This is a genomic window from Chitinivorax tropicus (assembly GCF_014202905.1).
Taxonomy (GTDB): Bacteria; Pseudomonadota; Gammaproteobacteria; order Burkholderiales; family SCOH01; genus Chitinivorax; species Chitinivorax tropicus.
This window is the reverse complement of sequence record NZ_JACHHY010000002.1, coordinates 186,222-210,895: the sequence shown is the minus strand read 5'-3', so window position 1 is coordinate 210,895 and position 24,674 is coordinate 186,222. Positions and strand designations below refer to the sequence as shown.

Annotated in this window: 17 protein-coding genes; 9 read left to right on the top strand and 8 right to left on the bottom strand. The window is 56.9% G+C overall.

Features of this window, described 5'->3' with window-relative positions; translation table 11 throughout:
• Nucleotides 1–173: 173 nt before the first annotated feature.
• On the bottom strand, nt 174–320 hold the full coding sequence (locus tag HNQ59_RS02245; RefSeq protein WP_184034634.1) for a hypothetical protein: 147 nt from the start codon (nt 318–320) through the stop codon (nt 174–176).
• A gap of 162 nt (nt 321–482) precedes the next feature.
• Between HNQ59_RS02245 and HNQ59_RS02240 the strand changes: the two genes are divergently transcribed.
• Entirely contained in the window at nt 483–1,406 is a 924-nt protein-coding gene (locus HNQ59_RS02240; protein WP_184034632.1) for a LysR family transcriptional regulator, read from the top strand.
• Nucleotides 1,407–1,417: 11 nt separating this feature from the next.
• Here the strand turns inward: HNQ59_RS02240 and sbcB are convergent, their stop codons facing one another.
• The 6 genes from sbcB to HNQ59_RS02210 form a co-directional block, all read right to left on the bottom strand.
• Nucleotides 1,418–2,845, bottom strand: coding sequence for an exodeoxyribonuclease I (gene sbcB / locus HNQ59_RS02235; protein ID WP_184034629.1), 1,428 nt, complete (start codon nt 2,843–2,845; stop codon nt 1,418–1,420).
• 108 nt (nt 2,846–2,953) lie between these two features.
• On the bottom strand, nt 2,954–3,886 hold the full coding sequence (locus HNQ59_RS02230) for a PhzF family phenazine biosynthesis protein (RefSeq protein WP_246490813.1): 933 nt from the start codon (nt 3,884–3,886) through the stop codon (nt 2,954–2,956).
• A gap of 100 nt (nt 3,887–3,986) precedes the next feature.
• Nucleotides 3,987–4,718, bottom strand: coding sequence for a VanW family protein (locus tag HNQ59_RS02225; RefSeq protein ID WP_184034623.1), 732 nt, complete (start codon nt 4,716–4,718; stop codon nt 3,987–3,989).
• Nucleotides 4,715–5,386 carry a class I SAM-dependent DNA methyltransferase gene (locus HNQ59_RS02220; RefSeq protein ID WP_184034621.1) on the bottom strand — a complete coding sequence of 224 codons (672 nt, stop codon included), beginning with the start codon at nt 5,384–5,386 and terminating at the stop codon, nt 4,715–4,717. The genes HNQ59_RS02225 and HNQ59_RS02220 overlap by 4 nt, the downstream gene beginning before the upstream one ends.
• A 93-nt stretch (nt 5,387–5,479) precedes the next feature.
• Entirely contained in the window at nt 5,480–8,560 is a 3,081-nt protein-coding gene (locus tag HNQ59_RS02215; protein WP_184034618.1) for an efflux RND transporter permease subunit, read from the bottom strand.
• Nucleotides 8,561–8,785: 225 nt separating this feature from the next.
• Entirely contained in the window at nt 8,786–10,210 is a 1,425-nt protein-coding gene (locus HNQ59_RS02210) for an aminotransferase-like domain-containing protein (RefSeq protein WP_184034616.1), read from the bottom strand.
• 243 nt (nt 10,211–10,453) lie between these two features.
• Here HNQ59_RS02210 and prmC point away from each other — a divergent pair, with 243 nt between their 5' ends.
• From prmC to HNQ59_RS02185, 5 genes are all read left to right on the top strand, one after another.
• Entirely contained in the window at nt 10,454–11,317 is an 864-nt protein-coding gene (prmC, locus tag HNQ59_RS02205) for a peptide chain release factor N(5)-glutamine methyltransferase (protein WP_184034613.1), read from the top strand.
• 29 nt (nt 11,318–11,346) lie between these two features.
• The gene (gene grxD / locus HNQ59_RS02200; RefSeq protein WP_184034611.1) at nt 11,347–11,658 is read left to right on the top strand and encodes a Grx4 family monothiol glutaredoxin; all 312 of its coding nucleotides are present in this window, start codon (nt 11,347–11,349) and stop codon (nt 11,656–11,658) included.
• Between the two features lie 65 nt (nt 11,659–11,723).
• Nucleotides 11,724–12,113 (top strand): hypothetical protein, encoded by a 390-nt coding sequence (locus tag HNQ59_RS02195; protein ID WP_221320160.1) that lies wholly within the window; start codon nt 11,724–11,726, stop codon nt 12,111–12,113.
• A 213-nt stretch (nt 12,114–12,326) separates the two neighbouring features.
• Entirely contained in the window at nt 12,327–12,974 is a 648-nt protein-coding gene (locus HNQ59_RS02190; protein ID WP_184034605.1) for a hypothetical protein, read from the top strand.
• A 145-nt stretch (nt 12,975–13,119) separates the two neighbouring features.
• Nucleotides 13,120–14,307, top strand: a complete 1,188-nt coding sequence (locus HNQ59_RS02185) for an MFS transporter (protein ID WP_184034602.1) — start codon at nt 13,120–13,122, stop codon at nt 14,305–14,307.
• 22 nt (nt 14,308–14,329) lie between these two features.
• Here HNQ59_RS02185 and HNQ59_RS02180 read toward each other — a convergent pair whose 3' ends face one another.
• Nucleotides 14,330–14,662 (bottom strand): DUF1840 domain-containing protein, encoded by a 333-nt coding sequence (locus HNQ59_RS02180; RefSeq protein WP_184034599.1) that lies wholly within the window; start codon nt 14,660–14,662, stop codon nt 14,330–14,332.
• Between the two features lie 190 nt (nt 14,663–14,852).
• Here HNQ59_RS02180 and HNQ59_RS02175 point away from each other — a divergent pair, with 190 nt between their 5' ends.
• The 3 genes from HNQ59_RS02175 (at nt 14,853) to HNQ59_RS02165 (ending at nt 24,643) form a co-directional block, all read left to right on the top strand.
• A complete protein-coding gene (locus HNQ59_RS02175) occupies nt 14,853–20,069 on the top strand; it encodes a DUF4011 domain-containing protein (protein ID WP_184034596.1) in 5,217 nt (1,738 codons plus the stop codon).
• A gap of 539 nt (nt 20,070–20,608) precedes the next feature.
• The gene (locus tag HNQ59_RS02170) at nt 20,609–22,948 is read left to right on the top strand and encodes a chitinase C-terminal domain-containing protein (RefSeq protein ID WP_246490812.1); all 2,340 of its coding nucleotides are present in this window, start codon (nt 20,609–20,611) and stop codon (nt 22,946–22,948) included.
• A gap of 138 nt (nt 22,949–23,086) precedes the next feature.
• Nucleotides 23,087–24,643, top strand: coding sequence for a glycosyl hydrolase family 18 protein (locus tag HNQ59_RS02165; protein WP_184034593.1), 1,557 nt, complete (start codon nt 23,087–23,089; stop codon nt 24,641–24,643).
• Nucleotides 24,644–24,674: the final 31 nt, after the last annotated feature.

The following is a 24,674-nucleotide window of genomic DNA, read 5'->3' as shown; positions in this document are numbered from 1 at the left end:
GATGGCAGCCAACAGGCGGGGGTATTGATCATGATGGAGATGGTGGGCGGTCAGGATGAAAGTCGGCAATCAACCGCCACCCCGGATGGTAACCATGTTGAATGGCTGCCCGCAATGACAGTCATCTGCCAATACCTATGGTGCCCCTCAAATTCCGCTGACCTGGCCAGCTTTCAAAATCGGGTGAGACGATAAGCCGCCCACTCTTGATGGATCAAGTGCTGATGCCGGGAGCTGAGGGCTTGTTGTTGCTCCTGATCTTCAGCAGTGGTGTGGCGGGTGGAGAAGAACCACGCCACCAGGCAAGTTAACCATTTCATGATGATCTCCGCAGTGTCGAATGTGCGGAGGCGAACTGCGCGCTCGCTCGTCTCCTGAATGTCATGCAAGCCATGTCCTCACGTCTGAGGAGGCTTGTCTGAACGATAACACTTGTCCAAAATGCATGAGAATTGGCAAATGCACAGAGTAGGCATGCAAAAATGAATGACTGGGATGACTGGCGGGTGTTTCTGGCGGTGATGGAGGCGGGCAGCTTCACCAAGGCGGCGGAGTGTTTGTCGCTCAATCAACCGACAGTCGGGCGGCGCATTGAAGCGTTGGAAAACCAACTGGGCGAGAAGCTGTTCCAGCGGCATGCGCGTGGCTTGCGTCCCACCGAGCTGGCGGACAAATTGCTGCCCCATGTCCGGCTGATGGCGGACGGCGCGACCTCGGCGTCACGTGTGGCCGCGAGTCAGGGGGATTGCATCCAAGGCGTGGTCACGCTGTCTGCAGCCCCTGCAGTGGCGAATGGCTGGTTGGCCCGCAAATTGGCTGATTTCCATTGCCGCCACCCTAAGCTGGAGATCTCGCTGCAGGGCAATTCCAAGGTGGTGGATCTGAATGCGGGCGAGGCCGATATCGCTATCCGGTTGTTCCGCCCTGATGAGCCGCAGCTGGTGATCCGGCGCTTGGGCGTAGTAGCCAACCGCTTTTATGCGCACCCGGATTATCTGGCCAGCCAAGGCGAGCCCTATACGTTGGGTGACCTGGCAGGCCATGACATGGTGGGGTTCAGCGATATGCTATCGAGCTATGAAATGGTATGGCTGAACCAGCACATACCCGCCAACACCCGCTATGTCTTGAAGACCAACCATGCCATGACGGCCATGCAATTTGTGTCGGCAGGCGGGGGAATCGCCTTGCTGCCAGACTATGTTGCCACGCTGAACCCTGCATTGAAGGTAGTATGCCCGGAAACGGTGATCCATTTGCGAGACATCTGGCTGGTCATGCACCGTGATTTGGCGAAAACGGCGCGCATCCGGGCACTGGCGGATTTTCTGATCGAAGCCTTCGACAATGACCCGCTTTGGCAAGGTAAAGCGGCAAACCCAACAGACGGGGCTGCCGCAGGTTGAATCTGCGTCGTTCAGCCCATCAACTGCTCAGCGTAGGCCATGAGCGCATCCAGCACCTGGGCTTGGTCTGGCGTCATGGCCGGATCGGCCTGTAGAAGCTCGATCTTGGCCAAGTAGTCGTCGATCGTCAGGCTGGCCCCACCAGCTGGGTCAGTCAAGCGCCACTCCCGGTACTCGGCCCACTGGGCGGCTTCGGCATCTGATAATGTCTCGGGGAAGTTACGGGCACGATAGCGAAACAGTAGCTCCGGCAGGCGGCTGTCCTCAAAATCGAAATGCTGTCGCGCCAGCTCTACGGGCGTACTTGCCCTGATCTTGTTGATCTGGGCTTTGTCTTTCGGGCCGAAAAATCCACTGTACAACATCTGATCAGGGTCGGTCAGCGGCTCCCGCTCCGGTCGCTCGAACACCGTTGCCAGTTTCTGCGACAAGTCCCATTGGCGTAGCATCTGCCAATGCGCTTCACATTGAGCCCGATCCACCTGCCAGCGCTCGGCCAGCTTGGGTTCCAACAGTTTGGCCGACGCCACTACCGGACACTTGTTGAGGTGGATGGTTTTCAAGGGTAAGCGGCCTACCCCCTCCGGCAGCTGGTCGGCTTTGGTGAACAACCGCTCACGGATCGCGTCGATATCCAACTCAAACAAGGGGGTCGGGTCAGCGCGTAAATCGAACACCACCACTTCGTTCTTGTTGGTGGGGTGCATGGCGATGGGTGCCACCAGTGCCAAGCACCCTTGTTCGACTGGATACATGCCTGACACATGCAGCAACGGGCGTTTTTCCTGCAAATCGATCAGCTCACCGACTTTACGCTTGTCCCGCATCTGGTAGACATAATCATACAGCTTGGGTTGGGTTGTCTTGATCAGCTTGGCCATGGCAATGGTGGCCAGCACGTCAGACAACGCATCGTGCGCTGCATCGTGCTGCAGGCCGTTGGCTGCAGACAGTTGCTCCAGCTTGAAGCTGGGCCTGCCGTCGTCGTGGGTGGGCCATTGAATGCCTTCCGGGCGCAGCGCCCAGGTCAGGCGTACCATATCCAGGATGTCCCAGCGCGAGCAGCCATGTTGCCATTCGCGTGCATAGGGGTCGTAGAAATTCCGATACAGCAGGTTACGTGTGAATTCGTCATCAAACCGCAGCGTGTTGTAGCCCACCCCGCATGTGCCAGGGGCAGCCAGCTCATCGTGGATGCGAGCGATGAACTCGGCCTCTGTCACCCCTTGTCGGGCGGCATGCTGTGGGGTGATGCCAGTGATCAGGCAGGATTCCGGGTCGGGCAGAAAATCCTCTGCTGGCCTGCAATACAACATCAATGGTTCACCAATGATGTTCAGATCTTCATCAGTACGGACGCCCGCAAACTGGGCGGCCCGGTCACGGCGCGGGTCGCGCCCGAACGTTTCATAATCGTGCCAGTAGAGAGTGGTTGTCACAGCAGTAAATCAGGTCGATGCCAAGTGCTGGCAATGGGTTGAAAGAGAGGCATGCCGTCAGCGGCCTTTGTCGCTGGCGGCATGATAAAGCGGAATCATGGCCTTAGGTCAGAGGCAGATCGTGCCATCACCAATATAAACCACCCGGCCCCCGACATGGATCTGATCATGGTCATCCAATGTCAGGTACAGATGGTTGATGCGATGGATCATATGGCCTTGTTCAACAGTCAGTCGCAGCGGCCCTTTGACGCCATTGGCCAGCAGCCAGCCCCCGAGATTGGCGCAGGCCGATCCGGTACCAGGGTCTTCGCGCGCCATCCCTTGCACATCAAAGAAAAAACGCGCGGTGACGATATCGCCGTCACGATGCCACAACAGTGCATTGGTCCACCCGACTTGGTTGCGGGTATGGTTCTGCATCAGTGCGTAATTGGGCTTGGCTGCGAACACCGCCTGCTTGCTGGTCAGGGGAACAATGGTCTGCTCAACACCGGCATTCACAAACATGGCTGGTGCATCGAAATCACTGGCGGCTAGGTTGAATGCCGCTGCCAACTCCGCTGGGGTGGCCGGAACCGTACGCCAGCTGGGTGCCCTGGCCTGCAATGTCCACACATCCCCACATGCCTGCACTGGTATGACACCGGCGCGCATGGCCAGTGTCACCTGGTCGCCTGTCTGGTGAAGGTGCCTGACAATATGTGCCGTACCCAGCGTAGGGTGGCCCGCAAATGGCAGCTCCCCATCAGGTGTCAGAATGCGCACCGCAGCTGTTGCCTGATCGGATGGCAACAAAAACGTTGTTTCAGACAGATTCAACTGCTGCGCGATGGCCTGCATGTCTTCATCAGACAACCCGCTACCATCTTCAAACACGGCCAGCTGATTACCAGCAAAACGCTGCTCCGCAAACACATTGACCAAGTGATATCGATAGCTGCGCATGATGGCCTCTTTTGAGATGGGATGGCTGGCAGTGTCGCATCGGATGGAAGTGGTTTCAAGCGGTAGCGCCCACTGTGTTGCGGGTTGTAGCATGAGCAGCAGAATCCCCGCCATGCCCGCATACGCTGAATCGGCAAATCACCGGGCCGTGCAGTTGTAAAACCAGCCGTGGCGGAAGCCAGGGTGGGAGCAATCAAGGAAGTAGGCGGCGATACTCGTTGCTGAATAGCAAATTACCAGCTCGATGTGTTTGGACGTTGACCCGTTCAGGGGAAATGCTGGTCTGCAGGAATTCGATGGTGTGTGGTGTCCAGGGGGCTGCGCTGCAAAAATGTATTGAAATGGTATTTTCTTTCCATTCAATGTCGAAGCAGATGGCTGTCTCACCAGTGTTCTGAAATCGTAGATCCTTATGGCCATATACCACTGTGGCGTCGGCGCCCAGCGGCGCAAAGCGGTTTGTCTCAGTGTAGATGTCCAGGCTGTGCGGGTGGCGCTCAACAATGGCGAGGCCCGCTTGCAGGGCGGCCAGGTACAACATTCCACTGAGTTGGCATAGCCCGCCGCCAACACTGGTGCTGACTTGGCCATTGATCAGCATCCGGCCTGCCTGGTAACCACGGGCTGCGGTCGGCTGGCCGATCAGGGTGGAAAATGAAAAGATCTGGCCGGGCAGGATCAACCGATGCCTGATCAGCTGCGCAGCCAGTTGCAGGTTGTGTTGTTTGGCGGCGGTGTGCGGCCCAGGCAGGATGGGTTGTTGAATCGACCAGCGCCTGGGAAGGACTTGTCGCCGTCCCGCAGTGGTGACCAGCTGACGGGTAGTGCCTGTCAGCTGGTCGCGTAGCCATCGCCAGCCGACCCGGATGGACAGTTTGATCGGGTCTGGCAGCTGTCTGGCGGCATGTCGGATGAGGTGCTTCATGCTTTTTCAAGACAGATGACGAGGTATGAAGACCATTCCGGCATCAGGCGGCTCAGGGCGCGATCCACCAGGGTCATATAGGAGCGGATGGCTCTGGGCAGGCGATGGATCGGGAGCCACAGCAGGCCAGTGTGGGTTTTCAGGCGGAACCCTTGGGCCATGTGGGTGATGTCTTGCAGGGTATAGCTGGTGCTGCCATGCCACGCCCCAGCAGGTGTTGCGCGAGTACGCTTGCCACGCCTGCGGGCGGAGGGGAAATCCAGGATCAGCAGGCCGCCAGGCTTGAGGACGCGATGTGCTTCGTTCAGAATGCGGGCGCAGATATCGGGCTCCAGATGCATGAGCAGATGAAAGGCGAACACCGTTTGTACGCTTTCATCCGGCAAAGGCAACTGCTGGGCGGTGGCATGTATCAAGGGTCGTTCTGGCCATTTCTGACGGGCCTCGGCCAGCATATTGGCGGATAGATCAATGCCGATGTCCGCGAATGCCAGCAACCGACCTGTTCCACAGGCCAGGTCTGCGGTGGGGGCGTGTCGGGTTTGGGGCAGCCAGCTACTCAATATATGGCGTTCGGCCTGGTCGATGAATCGACCATAGCTGTTCCCGAATCGATCATGGTCGTATTCCCTTGCCAGCTGGTCGTAGTATTTACGAATCAGATCCATTGAACCGTGCAAACCTGCCAATATGTCGTCATGAAAAGGCCCGCCATGGAATTGGCGGGCCCGCTGAATAGATCGCGAAATATGCGCTTGCCACTATAAAGCGTTTGTCATGGTTTCGTCACGTTGAGGCGCCAGACGGTCGAACGTCAAATACAGAACCGGTGTGATATACAAGGTGATCGCCTGCGATACGATCAGGCCGCCTACCACCGCCAAACCCAGTGGGGCACGCAATTCGGCGCCTGCGCCCAGCCCGAGAGCAATCGGCAAGGCACCCATCAGTGCTGCGAATGTCGTCATCATGATGGGGCGGAAGCGTTTGATACAGGCTTCCCGGATGGCCGACGCCGGATGCATTTGCGCCGTGCGTTGTGCTTCCAGTGCGAAGTCGATCATCATGATGGCGTTTTTCTTTACGATGCCGATCAACAGCAGGATACCAATCGCAGCAATGATGGTGAGCTCCTGACCAAATAGCATCAAGGTCAGCAGCGCCCCGATGGCTGCGGATGGCAGCCCAGCCAAGATGGTCAGTGGGTGGATGGCGCTTTCATACAGCACGCCCAGTAGGACATAGATCACCAGAATCGCCAAGGCCAATAAGACGGTCTGGCTGCCTTGTGTCTCTTGGAAGGCCGCTGCATCGCCTGCCCAGCTAGTGATGATGGTACCGGGCAGGCCGATTCGCGTCTGTAGCGTGTTGATATGTTCGGCGGCATCGCTGAGCGGCACGCCAGGCGCCAGGTTGAATGACAGCGTCACAGCCTGTAGCTGGCCTTGGTGGTTAACGGCGGTGGGCCCGGCCACCCGATCGACACGGGCGATGGTATCCAATGGGATCAGTTGGCCTGCCTTGCTGCGCACATACAATTTGCCCAAATCGTATTCATTGCGCTGGTGGGCGTCATCGACCTCCATCAGTACCGAGTAGTCGTCAGTATCGGCAAAGATGGTTGACACCTGGCGCTCGCCATAAGCCGAGTACAGTGCTGTGCGGATACTCTGCATATCGATGCCCAGCATATTGGCACGCTCCCGGTCGATGTGGAGGCGAGCCTGCAGGCCTTTCAGTTGTGCGTCCGACGCCACATCACGGAACAGCGGGTCATTGCGCATGGCCTGCAACAGCTTTTCCGCCCAGGGGTTCAGCTCGTCAGCCTGCACGGCCTGCAGCACATATTGATAGCGGCTCTTGCTGCCCCGCCCGCCCAGGCGCAGGTTTTGTACGGGGTTCAGAAACACGGACAGACCCGGCACTTTACGTGTTTCCCTGCGCAGGTCTTCCAGTACCTCATCCAGTTTGCCACGCTGGGCCTTGGGCTTCAGATTGATGAACAGACGGCCAATGTGTTGGTTGCCCTGCCCACCGCCGACTGTGTTGTTTACGGTATCGACAGCTGGGTGTTTGGCGATCAATGCTGCGACTTGCTGCTGTAACTTGACCATCTCGTCATAGGGCAGATCTTGACGCCCTTCGGTGCTGACTTGAATCAGGCCGGTATCCTCTTGCGGGAAAAAGCCCTTGGGAATGGTGACGAACAGCCATGCAGTGACAGCAAAGGTGGCCAGTGCCAACAGCTGCATGCTGCGGCGGTGCTGCAGCGCCCAATCCAGGCTCCGCACATACCGATCAGCCATCCAGTTGAACGCGCGTTCAAAGCTCCGCACCAGGGCGGTTTCCGGCGGCAATTCGTGCTCTGCTTTCAGATAACGGGCGCACAGCATCGGGATCAATGTGAGCGACACCATGGCAGATGACAGAATCGCCAGAGTGACCACAATCGCGAATTCATGGAACAACAGGCCGATGGTGCCTTGCATGAAGAAGATCGGAATGAAGATGGCCACCAGGCTCAACGAAATCGACAGAATCGTAAAAGCGACCTCTTTCGAGCCTTTCAAAGCAGCTTCAAGTGGTGCCATGCCCGCTTCGACATACCTGACGATGTTTTCAAGCATCACGATGGCGTCATCAACTACCAAGCCAACAGCCAGCGTGATGGCAAGCAGTGAAATGTTGTTGAGACTGAGGCCCAGCCAATGCATCAATGCCACCGCCGACAATAAGGAAACCGGCAACGAAAGAGCTGGAATGACGGTTGCCGCCGCACGCCTCAGGAACAGGAAAATCACCATGACCACCAGCACAATGGTCAGCGCGAGGGTCAGGTTGACGTCGTGAATGGATTCGCGGATGGACTGGGAACGGTCATTCACCAGCTTGATGGTCACGGAATCCGGCAGTTGGCTGGCCAGCTTGGGCAAGGCGGCTTTGATCTCATCAACGGTGGCAACCGTGTTGGCATCGGGTTGGCGAAGCACCGCCAGGCTGATCGAGCGGGTGCCATTGATCCAGCTACCGACCCGCAGGTTTTCAACACTGTCCTCGACGGTCGCGACTTCATCTAACCTGACCGGCTGGTTGTTGCGGCTGGCCACGATCAGCTGGGCGAATTCGGCGGCATTGGCCAAAGGCTTGTTGGTGCTGATGGTCATGACCTGCTGTCTACCGGTGATCACGCCCAATGGGGTATTGGCATTGGCGCTACGAATAGCCTGGGCCAGCTCATCCAATGTCATGTCGCGTGCGGCCAGCTTGGTGGGGTCAACCTTGATCCGTACCGCGTAGCGCTTTTGCCCATTTACCTGCACCTGCGCCACCCCGCTCAGTGTGGCGAGATTGGGTGACACCAGGTTTTCGGCATAGTCATTCAACTGTGCAAGCGACATGGCTGGCGAGCTCAATGCCAAAAACAAGATGGGGGAGTCTGCCGGGTTGACCTTACGATATGACGGTAGAGAGGTCATCTCCTGCGGCAGACTGCGTTGCGCCCGTAGCAGAGCAGCCTGGACATCTGCCGCCGCTGCATCGATATTGCGGTCGGGGGCAAACTCCAAGGTGATGGAGGTGCTGCCCAGCGTGCTGGATGAGCTGATCACATTCAGCCCGGCAATGGTCGAGAACTGCTTTTCCAGCACTGACGCAACCGACGATGCCATAGTCTCCGGGCTAGCCCCAGGCAGGTTTGCTGAGACATTGAGCGTGGGTGTATTGAAAGAAGGGAGCGCAGCAATGGGCAACGCGTACCAGGACAAGATACCTAGCAGCACGGCGCTCAGCGTCAGCAGCACGGTCGCGACGGGGCGTCGTATACACAGTTCAGACAGATTCATGAGGAGGCTTTGATAAACGGTTGGGTATTTTCGCCCACCAAGTGCATGGCTGTAATCACAGTTTCAATGCTGGCAGCGAGTTTTGCCAATTTTTACATCTGGCCGTGTCAATGTCTTGTCGACCGAAAGCCGATGAGGAGCGCGGGTAGCGTGAGAGGGGATGGAAGCCAGGGTGAGGGCCACCCCGGCGCTGGTGGCCACAGGCCAATCGTCGTTCTACGAACGTCAGCGCGTGATGAGCTGACTCAATCGCGCCAGCATCTGCTCGGTGCCAGTGGTGACCGGAAACCCACAGGACAAGCGTAGACAGTGCTGGTAGCGCCCGGTTGGCGAGAAGATCGGCCCCGGCGCAAAGCTGATATGCTCCCGCGCGGCGCGCTCGTGCAGGGATAAGGTATCCAACTCATCTGGCAGCTCTACCCACAGCACACATCCACCTGCTGGTTGTGAAATACGGGTGCCGCTGGGGAAATGGCGCAGCACCAGCTCGCTCATATCAGCTACTTGCTGCGCCAATGAGCGACGTAGCTGGCGCAGATGATGTTCATAACCACCGGTTTCCAGAAACTCCGCCAATGTGTGCTGAAGTACATTGGGCATCACCCCGCTGTTGAGCAGCTTCAGCTGCTCGATTTGAGGCCGATATCGCCCAGGCATGATCCAGCCGTCTGAAAAGCCGGGTGACACCGTCTTGCTGAATGAGCTGACCAGAATGACGTTCCCGTCTTGATCATAAGCCCTGAGCGGCAGAGGGCGGGGGCCGCTGAAATGCAGGTCACCAAAGACGTCGTCCTCGATGATCGGCACCTGTCTGGCCGCCATCAGCTCAACCAGTTGGCGCTTGCGCTCCGGGCTCAGCGTCACGCCCAATGGGTTGCTGGCATTGGGCACAATGAACAATGCCTGCACCGCATGGTCGCGTGTGGCCAGCTCCAGCGCTTCCAATGAAATACCGTGGTGCGGATCGGTGGGGATTTCCAGCGCCTTCATGCCCAAGGTTTCGATCAGCTGCAGCATCACAAAGTAGGTGGGCGATTCGACTGCGATGGTGTCACCGGGTTTGGCAACCGCCCGTAGCGCCAGATTCAATCCCTCCATACAACCATGGGCCAGCAGGATATCGTCCTCAGTGGCAGAGAATCCCAAGTCCAGATACCGTCTGGCGATCTGCCGACGCAAGGTTCGGCTGCCACGCAGCCGACCATTGGCAGAGCACTCCGGGCGGGCGTTCCGGGCCTGCCTTGCCAGTATCTTCATCAGCTTATCCGTCGGATAGAGCTCTGGGCTTGGGTTGGCTGAGGTCAGCGGCTCCATCGGCGGGTTCTGGCACGATTCCCGTACCTTGGCTACCACGGCATTCACACCCATGAAATTCGAAGGCGGAATATGCGCCGTCACCGGCGCAGAGGGTGTCAGAATAGACTGTTTACGGACAAAGTAGCCAGATTGAGGCTTGGCCTCGACCAAGCCTTTGTTCTCCAGCGTGCGCAACGCAAGCGTGACCGTTGAAATGCTCAATTCACGTTGCTTGGCGATCTGCCGGATGGATGGCAGCCGTTCCCCTGGTTTGAGAATGCCGTGCCGGATGGACGCCATCAGCTCGTCGGCCAGGCGTTGGTAAAGCAGCTCAGAGCGTTGAATTGTGTCCATGACGACGTCCTGTCCTAAAGAAGGTATTTACAAAATGTCCGTACTTGCCCATTTGCCTCAGCCATTTTGTAAACAGCTCCCATTTTTGCAAAATGAGTGGTGAACTCCTGCTGCTATGACACAGTAAAGTATCGTGATTATCAAGGATTGGAATAAGATACAGTTGAGTGGTCAGCAGACCGGTACAGTCGAATATGTGAAACTGTCCACCTGGCTACGGATTTTCTCTATATAGACAACTTCTTGAATCCATCCACCTTGCCTACCTATCGTGAATTTCTCAATGCAACAGGGCTGGAACCTGTTGATGCCAGAGCGCTGATCTGTCATGCACTGGGTGTCAGCCCCGCCTGGCTGGCGGCTCGCCAGCGGGATGCCATGCCGTCAGATGAAATCGAGCGTGTCAGCCCCGCCATCAAACGACGCCAACAAGGTGAGCCGGTTGCTTATATTGTCGGAACGCGGGAATTCTATAGTCTGGAATTCGCCGTCAACCCCGCCGTACTGATCCCCAGGCCAGAAACGGAACTGCTGGTTGATGAAGCCCTGGCGCGGATACCAGCAGAGACAGCGGCGACGGTGTTGGATCTCGGCACCGGTAGTGGAATCATTGCCGTCACCATCGCACATCACCGCCCCAGAGCGCTCGTCACAGCGGTGGATGCCTCGGCACCCGCATTGGCGGTGGCCCAGCAGAATGCCAATCAGCATGCGCCCGCCAATGTCACCTGTTGCTTGAGTGATTGGTATCAGGCATTGCCAGGCAATCGACTATTTGATGTGATTGTCTCCAACCCGCCCTATATCGTGGCAGAAGATCCGCACCTGGCGCGGGGGGATCTGCGTTTCGAGCCGATCTCGGCACTGACCGACCACGCCGATGGCTTGGCCTGCATCCGCACCATCACCCAAGGGGCAGTCGATCGCCTGAAACCTGACGGTTGGCTGCTGTTCGAGCATGGCTATGATCAAGGTCAGGCGGTGCGACATCTGTTGCAGCAATATGGATTCATTAAAATCAATACCTTGCAAGATCTTGCAGGGATTGATCGTGTGACACTCGGCCAATTGCCTGGATCAGGATTTGGCGATACAATTCCCGAGTAATTTGTTGGGTTATTTGACAGGAAATCGATATGGATATTCAGGCCGTCATTCAAGAGCAAGTCAGCAGCAACCCGGTCGTGTTGTATATGAAGGGCACCCCGACATTCCCGCAATGTGGTTTTTCAGCCAATGCGGCAGGCATTCTGAAAGCCTGTGGCGTGACCAGTTATCTGTCCGTCAATGTATTGGAAAATCCTGAAATTCGCCAGGGAATCAAGGAGTTTTCCAACTGGCCGACCATTCCCCAGCTCTACATCAATGGCGAATTCGTTGGCGGCTCTGACATCATGCGCGAGCTGTTCGATTCAGGTGAATTGCAGCAGATGCTGGCCAAGCGCTGATCGACGCTTGCTTGCAATCAACCCGGCGATGCCGGGTTTTTTTATGCCTGCGTGGCAAGGACTGGATGGTGATTGATTACATCACAAGGTATCTTGCATACGATAGGTATTTTTTTTGGCAAGGTATCTTGCGCCGCAAGATACCTTGCGCTACACTGCAAACACTGAAATACGAACTGCGTGAAAGCCACGCAATTGAACAGCTAATTCATGATCAGGAGATTGAAATGCGTACAGCTCAATTTGCAAAAATCAATCCGGTGGTACAGTTTTCTTTGGCAAGCGTACTGACCGTGGCACTGTTTCTAGGTATGTTGTCTACAGTTGATTATTCAATGAATGGTTTCAACGATTGGGTTGCCATGCCACAGCGACATATGGTGGCCAGCCAGCAAGTGGCTGATTGGAACGACAGCGAGAATTGTGTAAAGCAGAAAGCCGTCAGGGACGTGTGATAGGAGCATTGTGACTCTGATTCGTACAAACCAAGTCCGGCAGGTGTATCTCCCACTCTCTCTTTCTGCGGCTGCTTTGCTTGGCGAGTACACGTCTCTTTTGACACGGTGGGCCTAACGCTCCACCGTGTTTTTTTTCATCCTGCCCATTCATTTTTTGTTCATGTCATTGTCTTAAAATGTGGAAATATATGCCATCAGTGGGGGGATATCATGACAGGAAAGGAACGATTGAACCGGTTGCATGATCAACGTTGGCAACTGCTACCTTCTCTTCTGCAGCGCAATGCCGACAAAGCGCCCCGCGACCATGCCGCCCACCTCTATGAAGCGCTTGGGTATCTGATTCAAGACAAGCGTTTGTCGGAATCAGCCAGGACAACGCTGCGGAAATGGCTGGAAGCAACCCACTTCGACCGGCTCGCCAACCGCACTGCGCAGTGGGTAGAGCAATATGGTTATATGATGGATGGACAGTGCGTTTCAAAACCACCTGGTGAGCAAGCCGGTAGCCTATACCGTCGGGTGTGGATGGAGTGGCTGAGTTTCATCCAAAAGGTCATTTCAGCCCGATCCAGCTTTGATCTGTTCAAAGCAGGCAATCGTCTGATTCCTGTCTTGACCCAGGGTCATCGAGAGCTGGATAATCTGTTTGCCCGTCCTTTGCCCGAGGTGGGGCATGGTTTACCCGACACGGCCTCGATCGCTGATACGCCCTTCTTATTGCGGCCTAAACACAGGGTCGAAAACACAACCGGCAAGCCAAGCTGGGCGTGGCCTTTCTCCAAAACGACTGTTTTCATTCCAAAACGGATGATCCGTAAACCGATTGGTAATCCAGATACGCAGTCTGGCTATTAGGTTGTCCTGAAAGCGCCATGCCATTTGCTTCGGCGTGAGCCATATAATCACGCCGATAGCGTCTGGAAGGCCGTGAGGTGGCTTGATTGTGATGGCGAGCAGCCGGTAGGCTTATAGCCCCACGACCCGATAGACAGGAGCCAGCATGTCCATCACGCCGTCTCAACAGACCCGTCTGCCGATGGGTGTCTGGGTGCTGGGTGGCGTCAGCTTGTTGATGGATGTCTCGTCCGAGATGATCCACAGCCTGCTGCCGATGTTCATGGTTTCGACGCTGGGCATGAGCCTGCTGATGGTCGGGCTGATTGAGGGGCTGGCAGAAGCCACGGCCTTGATGGTGAAAGTCTTTTCTGGCGCACTCAGTGATTATTGGGGAAAGCGCAAGGGGCTGGCGGCATTGGGCTACGCAATGGGCGCCCTGACCAAACCTCTATTTGCATTGGCGAATGGCGCCGGGCTGGTGTTGACGGCGCGGGTAGTGGATCGTATCGGTAAAGGCATTCGCGGCGCACCACGTGATGCCATGTTGACTGACATGGTGCCTGCCGCACAGCGCGGGGCAGCATTTGGTTTGCGACAATCACTCGACACGGTGGGTGCCTTTTTGGGGCCGTTATTGGCGGTGGGCTTGTTGTGGGGGTGGACGAGCGATGTGCGGGCCATATTTTGGGTGGCGGTCATCCCAGGTGCATTGGCTGTCGGCTTATTGCTGATCGGTATCCGCGAACCGATCGCCGTTGGAAGGCAAAGTAATGGCCACCCTATCAGCCGGGCCAATCTCATGCTGCTGGGGCGGGATTATTGGTGGGTGGTCGCGTTGGGGGGAGTCTTCACCCTGGCGCGGTTCAGTGAGGCATTTCTGGTGTTGCGTGCACAGCAAAGTGGCGTAGCCCTGATGTGGGTACCCTTGGTCATGGTTGCGATGAATCTGGTGTATGCACTCACCGCCTATCCATTCGGCAAATGGTCCGATACCCGCAGCCCCGCACAGATCCTGCTTGGTGGCATGGTGATGCTGATGGTGGCTGATCTGGTATTGGCCTGGGGCACCCACTGGCTGGCCGTGCTGGCGGGCGTGGTGTTGTGGGGCGTGCATATGGGCATGACCCAGGGCGTGCTGGCGCGTATGGTGGCAGATGCCGCGCCCACCACATTGCGTGGCACGGCCTTTGGCTTGTTCAACCTGAGCAGTGGGGTCGCCATGCTGGTATCCAGCGTGGTGGCGGGTGGGCTGTGGGATGCCTATGGCCCGGTCGCGACCTTTCTGGCTGGCGCCCTGTTCTGCCTGCTGACCTGCGTGTTGTTGGGGGTCAGATATAGCAGAGTGGGTTGATGGTCGGTCGTGCTGACACAATCTAAGCCCCCCATGTGACAGGGGCGTCCTCTGCCAATGAGCGTTCCAGTAGATCCAACAAAGGGAAGGCGCGTTGGTGCAGGCTCACTGCCATCTGCCGTATTTCTTCCTGCGCCTCGTTCTGCTCTTCCGCATCATCAGCTTGTGTTGCAGATTGGCCTTTGTCAGTGTGCATGGCTGTTTTCAGTGTGGAAATGGCTTTCGGTAATTGCTCCACAGTAAAAATTCCTTGTCTGTCCTCACCATTTTTTCCCAACAGATTCAGCAAAGGCTGGGCATGCTGGCCTAGCATCAGCACCTCGCCACAGCGTGTGGATTTGAATTTGTACAGCATGTTTTCACCTCATTGTGTGCCCGCAGCACGGAAAATGCCTGGGAAGCCTCATCAGTAAACGATTTACAGGTGTTTATACAGTCAACAATCGTTACAATCCTGTGACTGGAAAAACCATGGTCTGTTTGGGTTCATCCAGGTCGGTTGAAAATAACCCGTTTCATCATAGCGTCACGGACAAGGAACGAGCATGACGGTTCACATTCGTTGCAGCATTGCCGAAAAGATCGGCTTTGCCTCCCATCAACATTCTGTACCAGTTTTACGTGAATTGGAGCTGGTTCATCTGGGTGATACGCAGCTGAATGATCTGGTGCTGACCTTGACGGCCTCACCATCATTTCTCGTCCGTAAGACATGGCAGATCGACCGCCTGAACCCAGGCGTGACCCTCACGATCACTGATCGGAACTTGATGCTGGATGCAACCTTGCTGTCCTCGCTCACCGAGGCGGTCAGCGGACAGGTGATCATTCAACTGCGGCAGGGTGATCAGTTGCTGGCCTCGGCCTCTGTTTCGACACAGGTGTTGGCCAAGTACGAGTGGGGTGGATCGGAATCGATGCCTGGATTGCTGGCGGCCTTTGTCATGCCTAATGATCCGGCGGTGGATGGTGTACTACGGCAGACATCGGATGTGTTGCGCCGCTCTGGCCAGCCCGATGCAATCGAGGGCTATCAACGTGGCGAACGTCAGCGGGTATGGGAAATTGCTGCAGCGATCTGGTCTGCTCTTTGCCAGCAATCGATCCGGTCGGTGCTGCCGCCAGCCAGCTTTGAGTATGGCGGGCAAAAGGTGCGCCCCCCTGGGAATGTACTGGAGCACCGCGTGGCGACCTGTCTCGATAGTGCGCTGTTGTTTGCGGCGGCACTGGAGCAGGCTGGCTTGAACCCCGTACTGGTGCTGACCCGGGGGCATGCCATGGCTGGTGCCTGGCTGCAGCCCCAGGAATTCCCTCATCTGTTGATCGATGATGCCGCTACGGTACGCAAGCGGATCGATCTGCAAGACCTGATCGTTTTTGAAACCACCCTGGTGATGGAAGCAAACCCGCCGTTATTCAGCCAGGCGATCCGGGCTGCTTCGCACACCTTGCAAGACGACGACGCATTCGTGATGGCTTTGGATATCCGTCGGGCGCGTATGCAGCGGATTCTGCCACTGCCGGTCGTGGTCACAGCCCCATCTGCCATGGGGGGTGAGTCTGTACAGCATCGGCCACTGGAGCCCGCCCCACGACTGCCCGCATTTGATTCGGAGGAGTCGGGCATGGCCGCCGGCCCACTGGACAAATTGGCAATGTGGCAGCGTAAACTGCTGGATCTGACAGCCCGCAACCGATTGCTGCACCTGCCCGAAAGCAGTAAGGCAGTGCCGCTGCTATGTCCGGCGCCCACCCAGCTGGAAGACCTGCTGTCAGCTGGCAAGCGGGTCAAGATCGTCCCGCTGCCCGAGCTGGATTTGGCAGGCCGGAATGCAGCTCTATACCACCAGCAGCATCAAACCGATTTGCAGGCGCAACTGGCCAAAGCCGCCTTGGGCCGTGCAGAAGTGCTGTCTCCACTGGCGGCGGACAAGCTGGATGCGTTATTGGTGGATTTGTACCGCAAAGCCAAGAGCGATCTGGATGAGGGGGGGGCCAACACGCTGTTTCTGGCGTTGGGTTTCTTGAATTGGCACAAACATGGTGACAGCCGGATCTATCGGGCACCGTTGATCTTGCTACCGGTCAAGCTGGAGCGGAAGAGTGCGCTGTCTGGTGTGGTGATGACCTTGGGCGAGGACGAACCCCGCTTCAACCTCACCCTGTTGGAGCTGTTGCGGCACGACTTCGAGCTGAACATCGCTGGCCTGGAGGGTGAGCTGCCGCGCGATGAAAGTGGGGTGGATGTGGAAGGTGTATGGCATATCATCCGCCGCGCCGTGCAGGATCTACCGGGTTTTGAGGTGGTGACCGATCTGGCGCTGGGCACCTTCTCGTTCGCTAAATATCTGATGTGGAAAGATCTGGTGGATCGCGCTGATCAATTGATCGGCAACCCGGTAGTGAATCACCTCATCCATGGCAATGGGGTCGCCTACCCCACACATGGCGGGTTTCCCAATGCCCATCGCCTAGATGAAACCATCGCCCCTGAGCAGTTATTCACCCCATTACCGACGGATTCTTCTCAGTTGGCAGCCATCGTTGCCTCGGCCCAAGGGCACAACTTCGTGCTGGATGGCCCACCCGGCACAGGTAAGTCACAAACCATCGCCAACATGATTGCGCACAACCTGGCGTTGGGGCGGCGAGTGCTGTTCGTGGCCGAGAAGATGGCTGCGCTGAATGTGGTCTACCGCCGCTTGGCGGAAAAGGGGCTGGGCGAGTTCTGCCTGGAGCTGCACTCCAGCAAGGCCTCGAAAACCGAGGTGCTCAAACAGCTGGATCGGGCCTGGGATGCGCGAGACAGCCTGTCTGACGAGGCATGGGCCAAAGAGGCGGCAGAGGTGCAACGGCTACAGGCCCGCCTGAATTCCTTCATCCAACGGCTACATGAGCCCTGGCCCAATGGCTGGACGATCTTTCAAGCCATCGGTCGGGTGATTCGAGACGATCGACCTGGCCTGCCTGTTCTGCAATGGCCCGCCGACCATGTCCACGATGAACCGACCTGGCAGCGCTTGCGTGAGGCCGTGCGGCGGCTGGCGCTGAACGCGGGCGTGCTGGCAACCCGTGCGCCCGGCCTGCAACGCCTGACTCGCACAGAATGGTCGAATGCCTGGCAACAGACTGTCTGCCTGGCGGCACCAGCGTTGTTGACTGCGCTGGCGCAACTTCAGCAGTTGGTGAAACAGCTGGTTGATCAATTGCACCTGCCACCGGTACCGATGCAACCCGTAGCAGTGGAACAACTGGTACGGCTTGGGCAGTGGTTGCCCAAGGCCCATGGCTTGAACCTGAGCGTGGCATTTTCCAGTGATGCCGTGGCCACACTGGAGGTCGCGCAGACTGCACTGACGCAGCTGGCCAGCTACCAACAGCTCAGTCAGACCTTGTCTGTCCGTTATCCGGCTGACGCTTGGCGACGCATCGATCTGGCCCAATTGGAACGCGACTGGGCGACCGCCTCGGGCAGATTCTGGTTCTTGGCCGATTGGGCCAAGAAGAAACTGGCACAACGCCTGATGGCGCAACTCGCGTTACCCGCCCTGCCGGACTTGGCCCGTGATCTGCCGATCCTACGGCAGCTGGTATCCTGCATGAATACCTTGGATGCCATGAGCCCCAAGCTGGCTGGGGTGTCTGGCTGGGACACAACCAACAGCGACCTGACCAGACTGAAGCAATCCATCGAGATGGCCGAGACGATTCGCCAGATGATGCGTCAGATGTCCACCACACCGGAGCAGCTGATGAGTCTGCGGCAGTCGTTGAGCCGGGTGATCATCGATGCGAACGCTTTGCTGGCCCCCGGTGCAGCCATCGCCACAACTGCCAACCAACTGGAGCAGACATGGCGTGATTGTCAGGACAAGGCGCAACAATTCATCACGCAGGCGGCGCTCGCACCAGCGTTATCGCAAGACTGGCGAGCCATGCATGAGGTGGCACTGACGATCCACCAGCATGCTGGCCAGCTCAAGGCCTGGTGTGACTGGCAACGTGCCCGTCAGGAAGCGCTCTCGCTGGGTTTGCAACCCCTGCTGACCGCTTTGGAGCAAGGCCTGTTGAGTGGTCGCGAGCTGGAAGACGCATTCGAAATCAGCTATGCGCGCTGGTTTGCGGCCAACCGAATAGATGCTGACCCGATGTTGCGGCAGTTTGTCGCACTGGAGCATATGCACGATATCGACACCTATCGCAAGCTGGATGATCGGTTGTCGCAGTTGGCCGTGCGCTACACCCGCGCCCGGCTGTGTGGGCAGATACCGGCGCGTGCCGAGGTCAGCAAGCAAGATGGTTTTGCCGTGCTGAAACATGAATTGCAGAAACAGCGGCGTCACAAACCAATCCGCCAACTGGCCAGCGAAATGGGCGAAGCCCTGCCGCGCCTGGCACCCTGTATGTTGATGAGCCCGCTGTCGATCGCGCAGTATCTGCCGCCCAATCAAACGCTGTTTGACCTGGTGATCTTTGATGAAGCGTCACAGATTGCGCCATGGGATGCCATCGGCGCAATCGCCAGAGGCGCACAGGTCGTGGTGGCGGGCGACCCCCGCCAGATGCCCCCCACCAGCTTTTTCAGCCGCAACAGCAACGATGAGGAAGAGACCGCCGCTGACCTGGAAAGCATTCTCGACCAATGCCTGGCGGCAGGCATCCCCCGCCATAGCCTGACCTGGCATTACCGGAGCCGACATGAAAGCCTGATCGCGTTCTCCAACCATCGCTATTACGACAATCAACTGATCACCTTCCCGGCATCGGTCACCCGTCACAGTGCGGTGGAGTGGCATCGTGTCGAGGGCGTATATGCGAAAGGCAAAGGGCGCACCAACGCTATCGAAGCCAAAGCCATGGCGGACGAAGTCGTCAAGCGCCTGACTGATCCAGCTTTCGTGCGGGCTGGCTACAGCATCGGCATTGTCACCTTGAATGAGGAGCAGTGTGCTCTGGTTGAAAATCTGCTGGATAAGGCCAGGCAGCAGCAGCCGGAGCTGGAGCGCTTCTTTGGTGACGCCACCACTGAGCCGGTTGTTGTCAAAAGCCTTGAAAAAGTACAAGGCGATGAGCGGGATGTGATTCTGCTGGGCGTTGGTTATGGCCCGACCGAGCCAGGCGCACCTGTCATGTCAATGAACTTTGGCCCCTTGAATCGGGAAGGCGGCTGGCGCCGGCTGAATGTCGCCATCACCCGTGCGCGCCGAGAGCTGCTCGTGTTCACTTCATTTGACCCGTACATGATCGATCTCCACCGCACCAGCGCACGAGCTGTGCACGATCTGAAGCACTTTCTGGAGTTCGCCCAACGCGGCCCCCGTGCGCTGGCAGAGCAAGTGCGCGGATCGGTGGGCAGCTATGACTCGCCATTTGAGGAAGCTGTGGCGAATGCGTTACGTGAACGAGGTTGGCAGGTGGTACCGCAGATTGGCGTGTCGAGATTCCGCATCGATCTGGCGATTGTGCACCCGGATCGGCCCGGCGATTATCTGGTCGGTATCGAATGTGATGGCGCAACCTATCACAGCGCAGCCACGGCGCGTGATCGCGACAAAGTCCGCGCGGCCATTCTGAAAGACCTGGGCTGGCAATTGCTGCGCGTCTGGTCAACGGACTGGTGGGTGGACAAGGCCGGGGCACTGGTACGGTTGGATGAGGCGATCCGGTCGATACTCCAGACATCGCGCCTACAGGACGGCTTGGCGATGGACACCGATGATGACGAGCCTGGCATCGTGACGGATAAAATCGCGACGGCGTGAGAAGCCGTTTGTAAACTGAGCCGAATGATTGAATGGATGTGGCGATTGTCATATCACCACTTGCAGGCCAATTCCTTCATCAACACAGGTCTCTTCCCTCGGAAGAGGCCTGTTTTTTTACTGGGCCACCCACTACGTGGAATTGTCGTGGTATCGCTGTAATCCTTATCCAGACTTATTCTCCGCAATTCAATATTGACAGCCACCTGGGCCTGTTTCCACCGTTTATCCTTCTGCATGAATTGATGTAATTTTTGATCAGTTTTACTACATTTCAGGCCCGAAAATTGCATACCTTCCCCTTTTCAGTAATACCAATCTAGTTTTTTTTACATTCCAATTTTTGCAATAACCTGATGTATGTAGGTGATTTTGCCATTCAACTAATTTCGGATGAATAATACAACTTGCAATCCAGAATGGTACCAATTAAGAATGAACCACATGCTGTTACAGCATGTATGAAAGTGGTAATCAAATTATTTTCTGAAATAAAACCAAAAAACCCGCAGCCAAAGCGGAACGATGGAGGATGTTCAATGATGAACCGCAGCCAATTAGGCGTGGCGGTGGCGGCAGCATTGCTTGCCATCGGCGCGTCCTGGCCGGCCCATGCCGGTCAAAAGGGGGCAGTGCGTGCGTTGTCAGAGGTCGCCGCCTGTCCTGCAGTTTGGAAAGCCGACAGTGTCTACACCGTTGGAGATCGTGTGTCCTACCAGAGCAAGGAGTATGTGGCGCGCTGGTGGACCAGGGGGGATATCCCCGGTGCCAGCGAGCCTTGGACTTTGGTTGGCGGGTGTGGAGATGGGGGCGGTGGTGAGCCCCCGCTGACACAGGTGCCCCCACCAACGGGGCATGCGCTATGTCGCCCTGATGGCTTGTATTTCAACCCGAATGTGAATGTGCCCTATTGCCAAGTGTATGACACGGAAGGGCGTGAAAAGATGGGCAACGCCAAGCGTCGGGTGATCGGCTATTTCACCTCTTGGCGTACCGGTAAGGATGGCGCACCTGCCTATCTTGTCAAAGATATTCCGTGGGACAAGGTCACGCATATCAATTTTGCGTTTGCCCATGTCGATGGTAACAACCGGCTCTCGGTCGGGAATGCCGCAGACCCAAACAACGCGGCAACCGGCATGCAATGGCCAGGGGTGGCTGGGGCCGAGATGGACCCCAACCTACCTTACAAAGGCCATTTCAACCTGCTCAATAAATTCAAGCAGCAATACCCCCATGTCAAAACGCTGGTCTCGGTGGGGGGCTGGGCTGAAACGGGCGGCTATTTTGGCGCGGATGGCAAGCGCGTCAGCAGTGGTGGGTTCTACAGCATGACCACCCATGCCAATGGCTCGATCAATCAGGCCGGGATCAATACCTTTGCGGATTCTGCCGTGGCGTTTTTGCGCCAGTACGGCTTCAATGGTGTCGATATCGACTATGAGTATCCCACTTCGATGAGGGATGCGGGCAACCCGCTGGATTGGGTGGTGGCCAATGCTCGTCGAGCCGGGCTCAATGCCAGCTACAACGCGCTGATGAAGACGTTGCGTGAAAAGCTGGATGCTGCCGGAGCGCAGGATGGCAAGTATTACCTGTTGACAGTGGCTGCGCCGGCATCGGGTTATCTGTTACGTGGCATGGAGAATTTCCAGGCATTACAGTATCTCGATTACGTCAACATCATGAGCTATGACCTGCATGGCGCCTGGAATGAGTTTGTCGGGCCTAACGCCGCACTGTTCGACGATGGTAAGGACGCTGAGCTGGCACGGTGGAGTGTCTACACGACACCTCAGTACGGTGGAATCGGCTATCTGAATACCGACTGGGCTTATCACTATTTCCGTGGTGCGTTGCAAGGCGGGCGGATCAATGTTGGCGTGCCTTATTACACCCGTGGTTGGCGTAATGTGTCAGGGGGCACCAACGGCCTGTGGGGCCGATCGGTGGGCAGCAATTGTCCTACTGGGTTGACCAGCTGCGGAGATGGTGCCCGTGGCATCGACAATCTCTGGCATGACGATGATGAACAGGGCCGTGAGGTGGGGGCGGGCTCCAACCCGATGTGGCATGCGAAGAACCTGGAAAAAGGGCTGCCTGGCAGTTATATCGGCGCATATGGTCTGACACCTGATACCGACCCGGAAGACCGTCTGACCGGCACCTATACCCGATATTACGACAACACGCTGGTCGCGCCCTGGCTGTGGAACCCGCAAAAGCAGGTTTTCCTGTCCACTGAAGATGAGCAATCCGTACAGAAGAAAGCGCAATGGATTGCCAGCAACAACCTGGGTGGTGTCATGTTCTGGGAGCTGGCCGGGGACTATGAATGGTATCCCAGCCGCAACGGCGGACGAGGTGAGTATTTCATGGGCAGCAAACTGACCCGCGCATTCGCAGATGCCTTCACGTCAGCCACGCCCTATGGCAATAAGCGCAACCCGCGCACCATTCCCAATGCGGCGATCGATGTTGGCTTCGAGCTGTTGTCCTATCAACTGGGCGATAGCAATTACCCGATCAACCCTACCTTACGCATCACCAACCGCTCCAGCGTCATGTTCCCTGGCGGCACTGAGTTTCAGTTCGATCTGGCGACTGCCGCACCAGCCAATGCCAAAGATCAGTCTGGCTACGGTCTGAGCGTCATCCAGGTTGGCCATGCTGGCAACAATGTGGGCGGCTTGAAAGGGGATTTCAATCGGGTATCGGTCAAATTGCCGAATTGGAAAACACTGCCAGCGGGCGCCTCGACGGACATCAGTTTTGTGTATTACCTGCCGCTGTCAGGGCCAGCCAACTATACCGTCACCTTGAATGGCAAGACATACGCCATCAGGGCCGAACAACCGTATCTGCCGTATCTGAAGTAATAGAAAACTGTCCATCCTGAACCTTCTGGTTGCGGGAAAGTCAGTGTGTTGGTCGTAGCGTGAGCCGATTGCCGGTCGAGCAACATGGCCGGCAAGAAGCGCGACATTCAAAGAGCTGGACATAAAGAGGAGATGTATATGCGTTACGTTGTTCAATCTGCGCTGGGTGTATTGGCAGGTGGAGTGGGGTTGCTGATGATGTCATCAGTGGCACAAGCTGCCAGTTGCTCCGCATGGGATGCTGCCAAAGCTTATGTTGGCGGGGAATACGTCAAATATGACAACAAAGCCTGGCGAGCCAAATGGTGGTCTCAAAATGAGGTTCCTGGCTCCAACCAGTGGGGCCCTTGGGAAACGAGGCCCATGTCCGAGTGCACGGATGATGGCGGCGGCGGGGGTGGTGGTGGTGGCCCAGCTGAGCCACCAGAGCCAACCCCGACAGTAGGCAAGCATGTGGGTGCCTATTTCACTCAGTGGGGGATCTACGCCCGTGGCTACCCTGTCCGCAAATTGGTCGATAGCGGGGGTTACAAGAAGCTGACCTTCCTCAACTATGCCTTTGGCAATGTCTATGCCGATGGGAAGTGTGGGATGGTGACCAGGACAGAAAGCGGCAGTGGCGATGGCGGAGATGCAGCAGCGGATTACCAAAAAACGTTCAATGCAGATCAGTCGGTCGATGGCGTGGGGGATCAATGGTCGGATAAGCTGCGTGGTAATTTCAACCAACTGCGTAAGCTCAAGTTCAAGAACAACAATCTGAAGGTGTTGATCTCGTTGGGTGGGTGGACTTGGTCTCGCAATTTCGGCAAATTTGCCGCGACCGCTGCGGGCCGACAAGCCATGGTTGCTTCGTGCATTGATATCTACCTTAAAGGCAACCTGCCCGTGGTAGAGGGAGCAGGTGGCCAAGGTGTGGCACGCGGTATCTTCGATGGTATCGATATCGATTGGGAATTCCCTGGAGGCGGCGGGTTGGCCGACAATTCCGTCGATCCGAACGACAAGCGCAATTTCACCTTGTTGATGGCTGAGTTCCGCAGGCAGCTGGATGAGTTGGGGGCGAAGAACAAACGGCGTTATTACCTGACCGTTGCAGTGGGGGCTGGTGCCGATAAGATCCGCAACACCGAGCCAGGCGAGTACAGCAAGTACCTCGACTGGGTCAATGTGATGACCTATGACTTCTTTGGTGCATGGGTTCCCAGCGGCCCAGCGCAGTTCCATTCGCATCTGTATCGCGACCCCGCTGCGCCGAACACGGGCGATCAGGCTGCATACAATGTGAATGATGCCGTGCAGGCGTTGGTGAACGCTGGTATGCCAAGGGTCAAACTGAACGTTGGTATTCCATTCTATGGCCGTGGCTGGCGCGGTGTGGCCGCCGGGCCCAATGGCAATGGGCTCTACCAAAGTGCAGGCGGCGCTGCGGCGGGTACCTATGAAGCGGGTATCGAAGACTATAAGGTACTCAAATCACGTAGCGGCTCCCGTTTCTATCACCCAGTCACCAAGCAGTTGTGGTTGTACAACGGGAACGAGTTCTGGAGCTATGACGACCCAACTGTGATCGGCACCAAGCTGAACTATATCAACCAGCAAAACCTGGGTGGTGCGTTTACTTGGTCGCTGGACGGCGATGACCCACAAGGCACATTGTTGAATGCAGTATCCGCGCTGAGGGGTGGCCAGTAAGCCCCTGGTGGGCGGCCCCATCTGGGGCCGT

Excerpts from the sequence above, each read along its gene's own strand:
- HNQ59_RS02210 (WP_184034616.1), bottom strand. The coding sequence starts at position 10,210 with ATGGACACAATTCAACGCTCTGAGCTGCTTTACCAACGCCTGGCCGAC.
- HNQ59_RS02185 (WP_184034602.1), top strand. The coding sequence starts at position 13,120 with ATGTCCATCACGCCGTCTCAACAGACCCGTCTGCCGATGGGTGTCTGG.
- HNQ59_RS02170 (WP_246490812.1), top strand. The coding sequence starts at position 20,609 with ATGATGAACCGCAGCCAATTAGGCGTGGCGGTGGCGGCAGCATTGCTT.
- HNQ59_RS02195 (WP_221320160.1), top strand. The coding sequence starts at position 11,724 with ATGGTGATTGATTACATCACAAGGTATCTTGCATACGATAGGTATTTT.
- HNQ59_RS02225 (WP_184034623.1), bottom strand. The coding sequence starts at position 4,718 with ATGAAGCACCTCATCCGACATGCCGCCAGACAGCTGCCAGACCCGATC.
- HNQ59_RS02215 (WP_184034618.1), bottom strand. The coding sequence starts at position 8,560 with ATGAATCTGTCTGAACTGTGTATACGACGCCCCGTCGCGACCGTGCTG.
- HNQ59_RS02165 (WP_184034593.1), top strand. The coding sequence starts at position 23,087 with ATGCGTTACGTTGTTCAATCTGCGCTGGGTGTATTGGCAGGTGGAGTG.
- HNQ59_RS02180 (WP_184034599.1), bottom strand. The coding sequence starts at position 14,662 with ATGCTGTACAAATTCAAATCCACACGCTGTGGCGAGGTGCTGATGCTA.
- HNQ59_RS02230 (WP_246490813.1), bottom strand. The coding sequence starts at position 3,886 with ATGCTACAACCCGCAACACAGTGGGCGCTACCGCTTGAAACCACTTCC.
- HNQ59_RS02245 (WP_184034634.1), bottom strand. The coding sequence starts at position 320 with ATGAAATGGTTAACTTGCCTGGTGGCGTGGTTCTTCTCCACCCGCCAC.
- HNQ59_RS02175 (WP_184034596.1), top strand. The coding sequence starts at position 14,853 with ATGACGGTTCACATTCGTTGCAGCATTGCCGAAAAGATCGGCTTTGCC.
- HNQ59_RS02240 (WP_184034632.1), top strand. The coding sequence starts at position 483 with ATGAATGACTGGGATGACTGGCGGGTGTTTCTGGCGGTGATGGAGGCG.
- HNQ59_RS02190 (WP_184034605.1), top strand. The coding sequence starts at position 12,327 with ATGACAGGAAAGGAACGATTGAACCGGTTGCATGATCAACGTTGGCAA.
- grxD (WP_184034611.1), top strand. The coding sequence starts at position 11,347 with ATGGATATTCAGGCCGTCATTCAAGAGCAAGTCAGCAGCAACCCGGTC.
- HNQ59_RS02220 (WP_184034621.1), bottom strand. The coding sequence starts at position 5,386 with ATGGATCTGATTCGTAAATACTACGACCAGCTGGCAAGGGAATACGAC.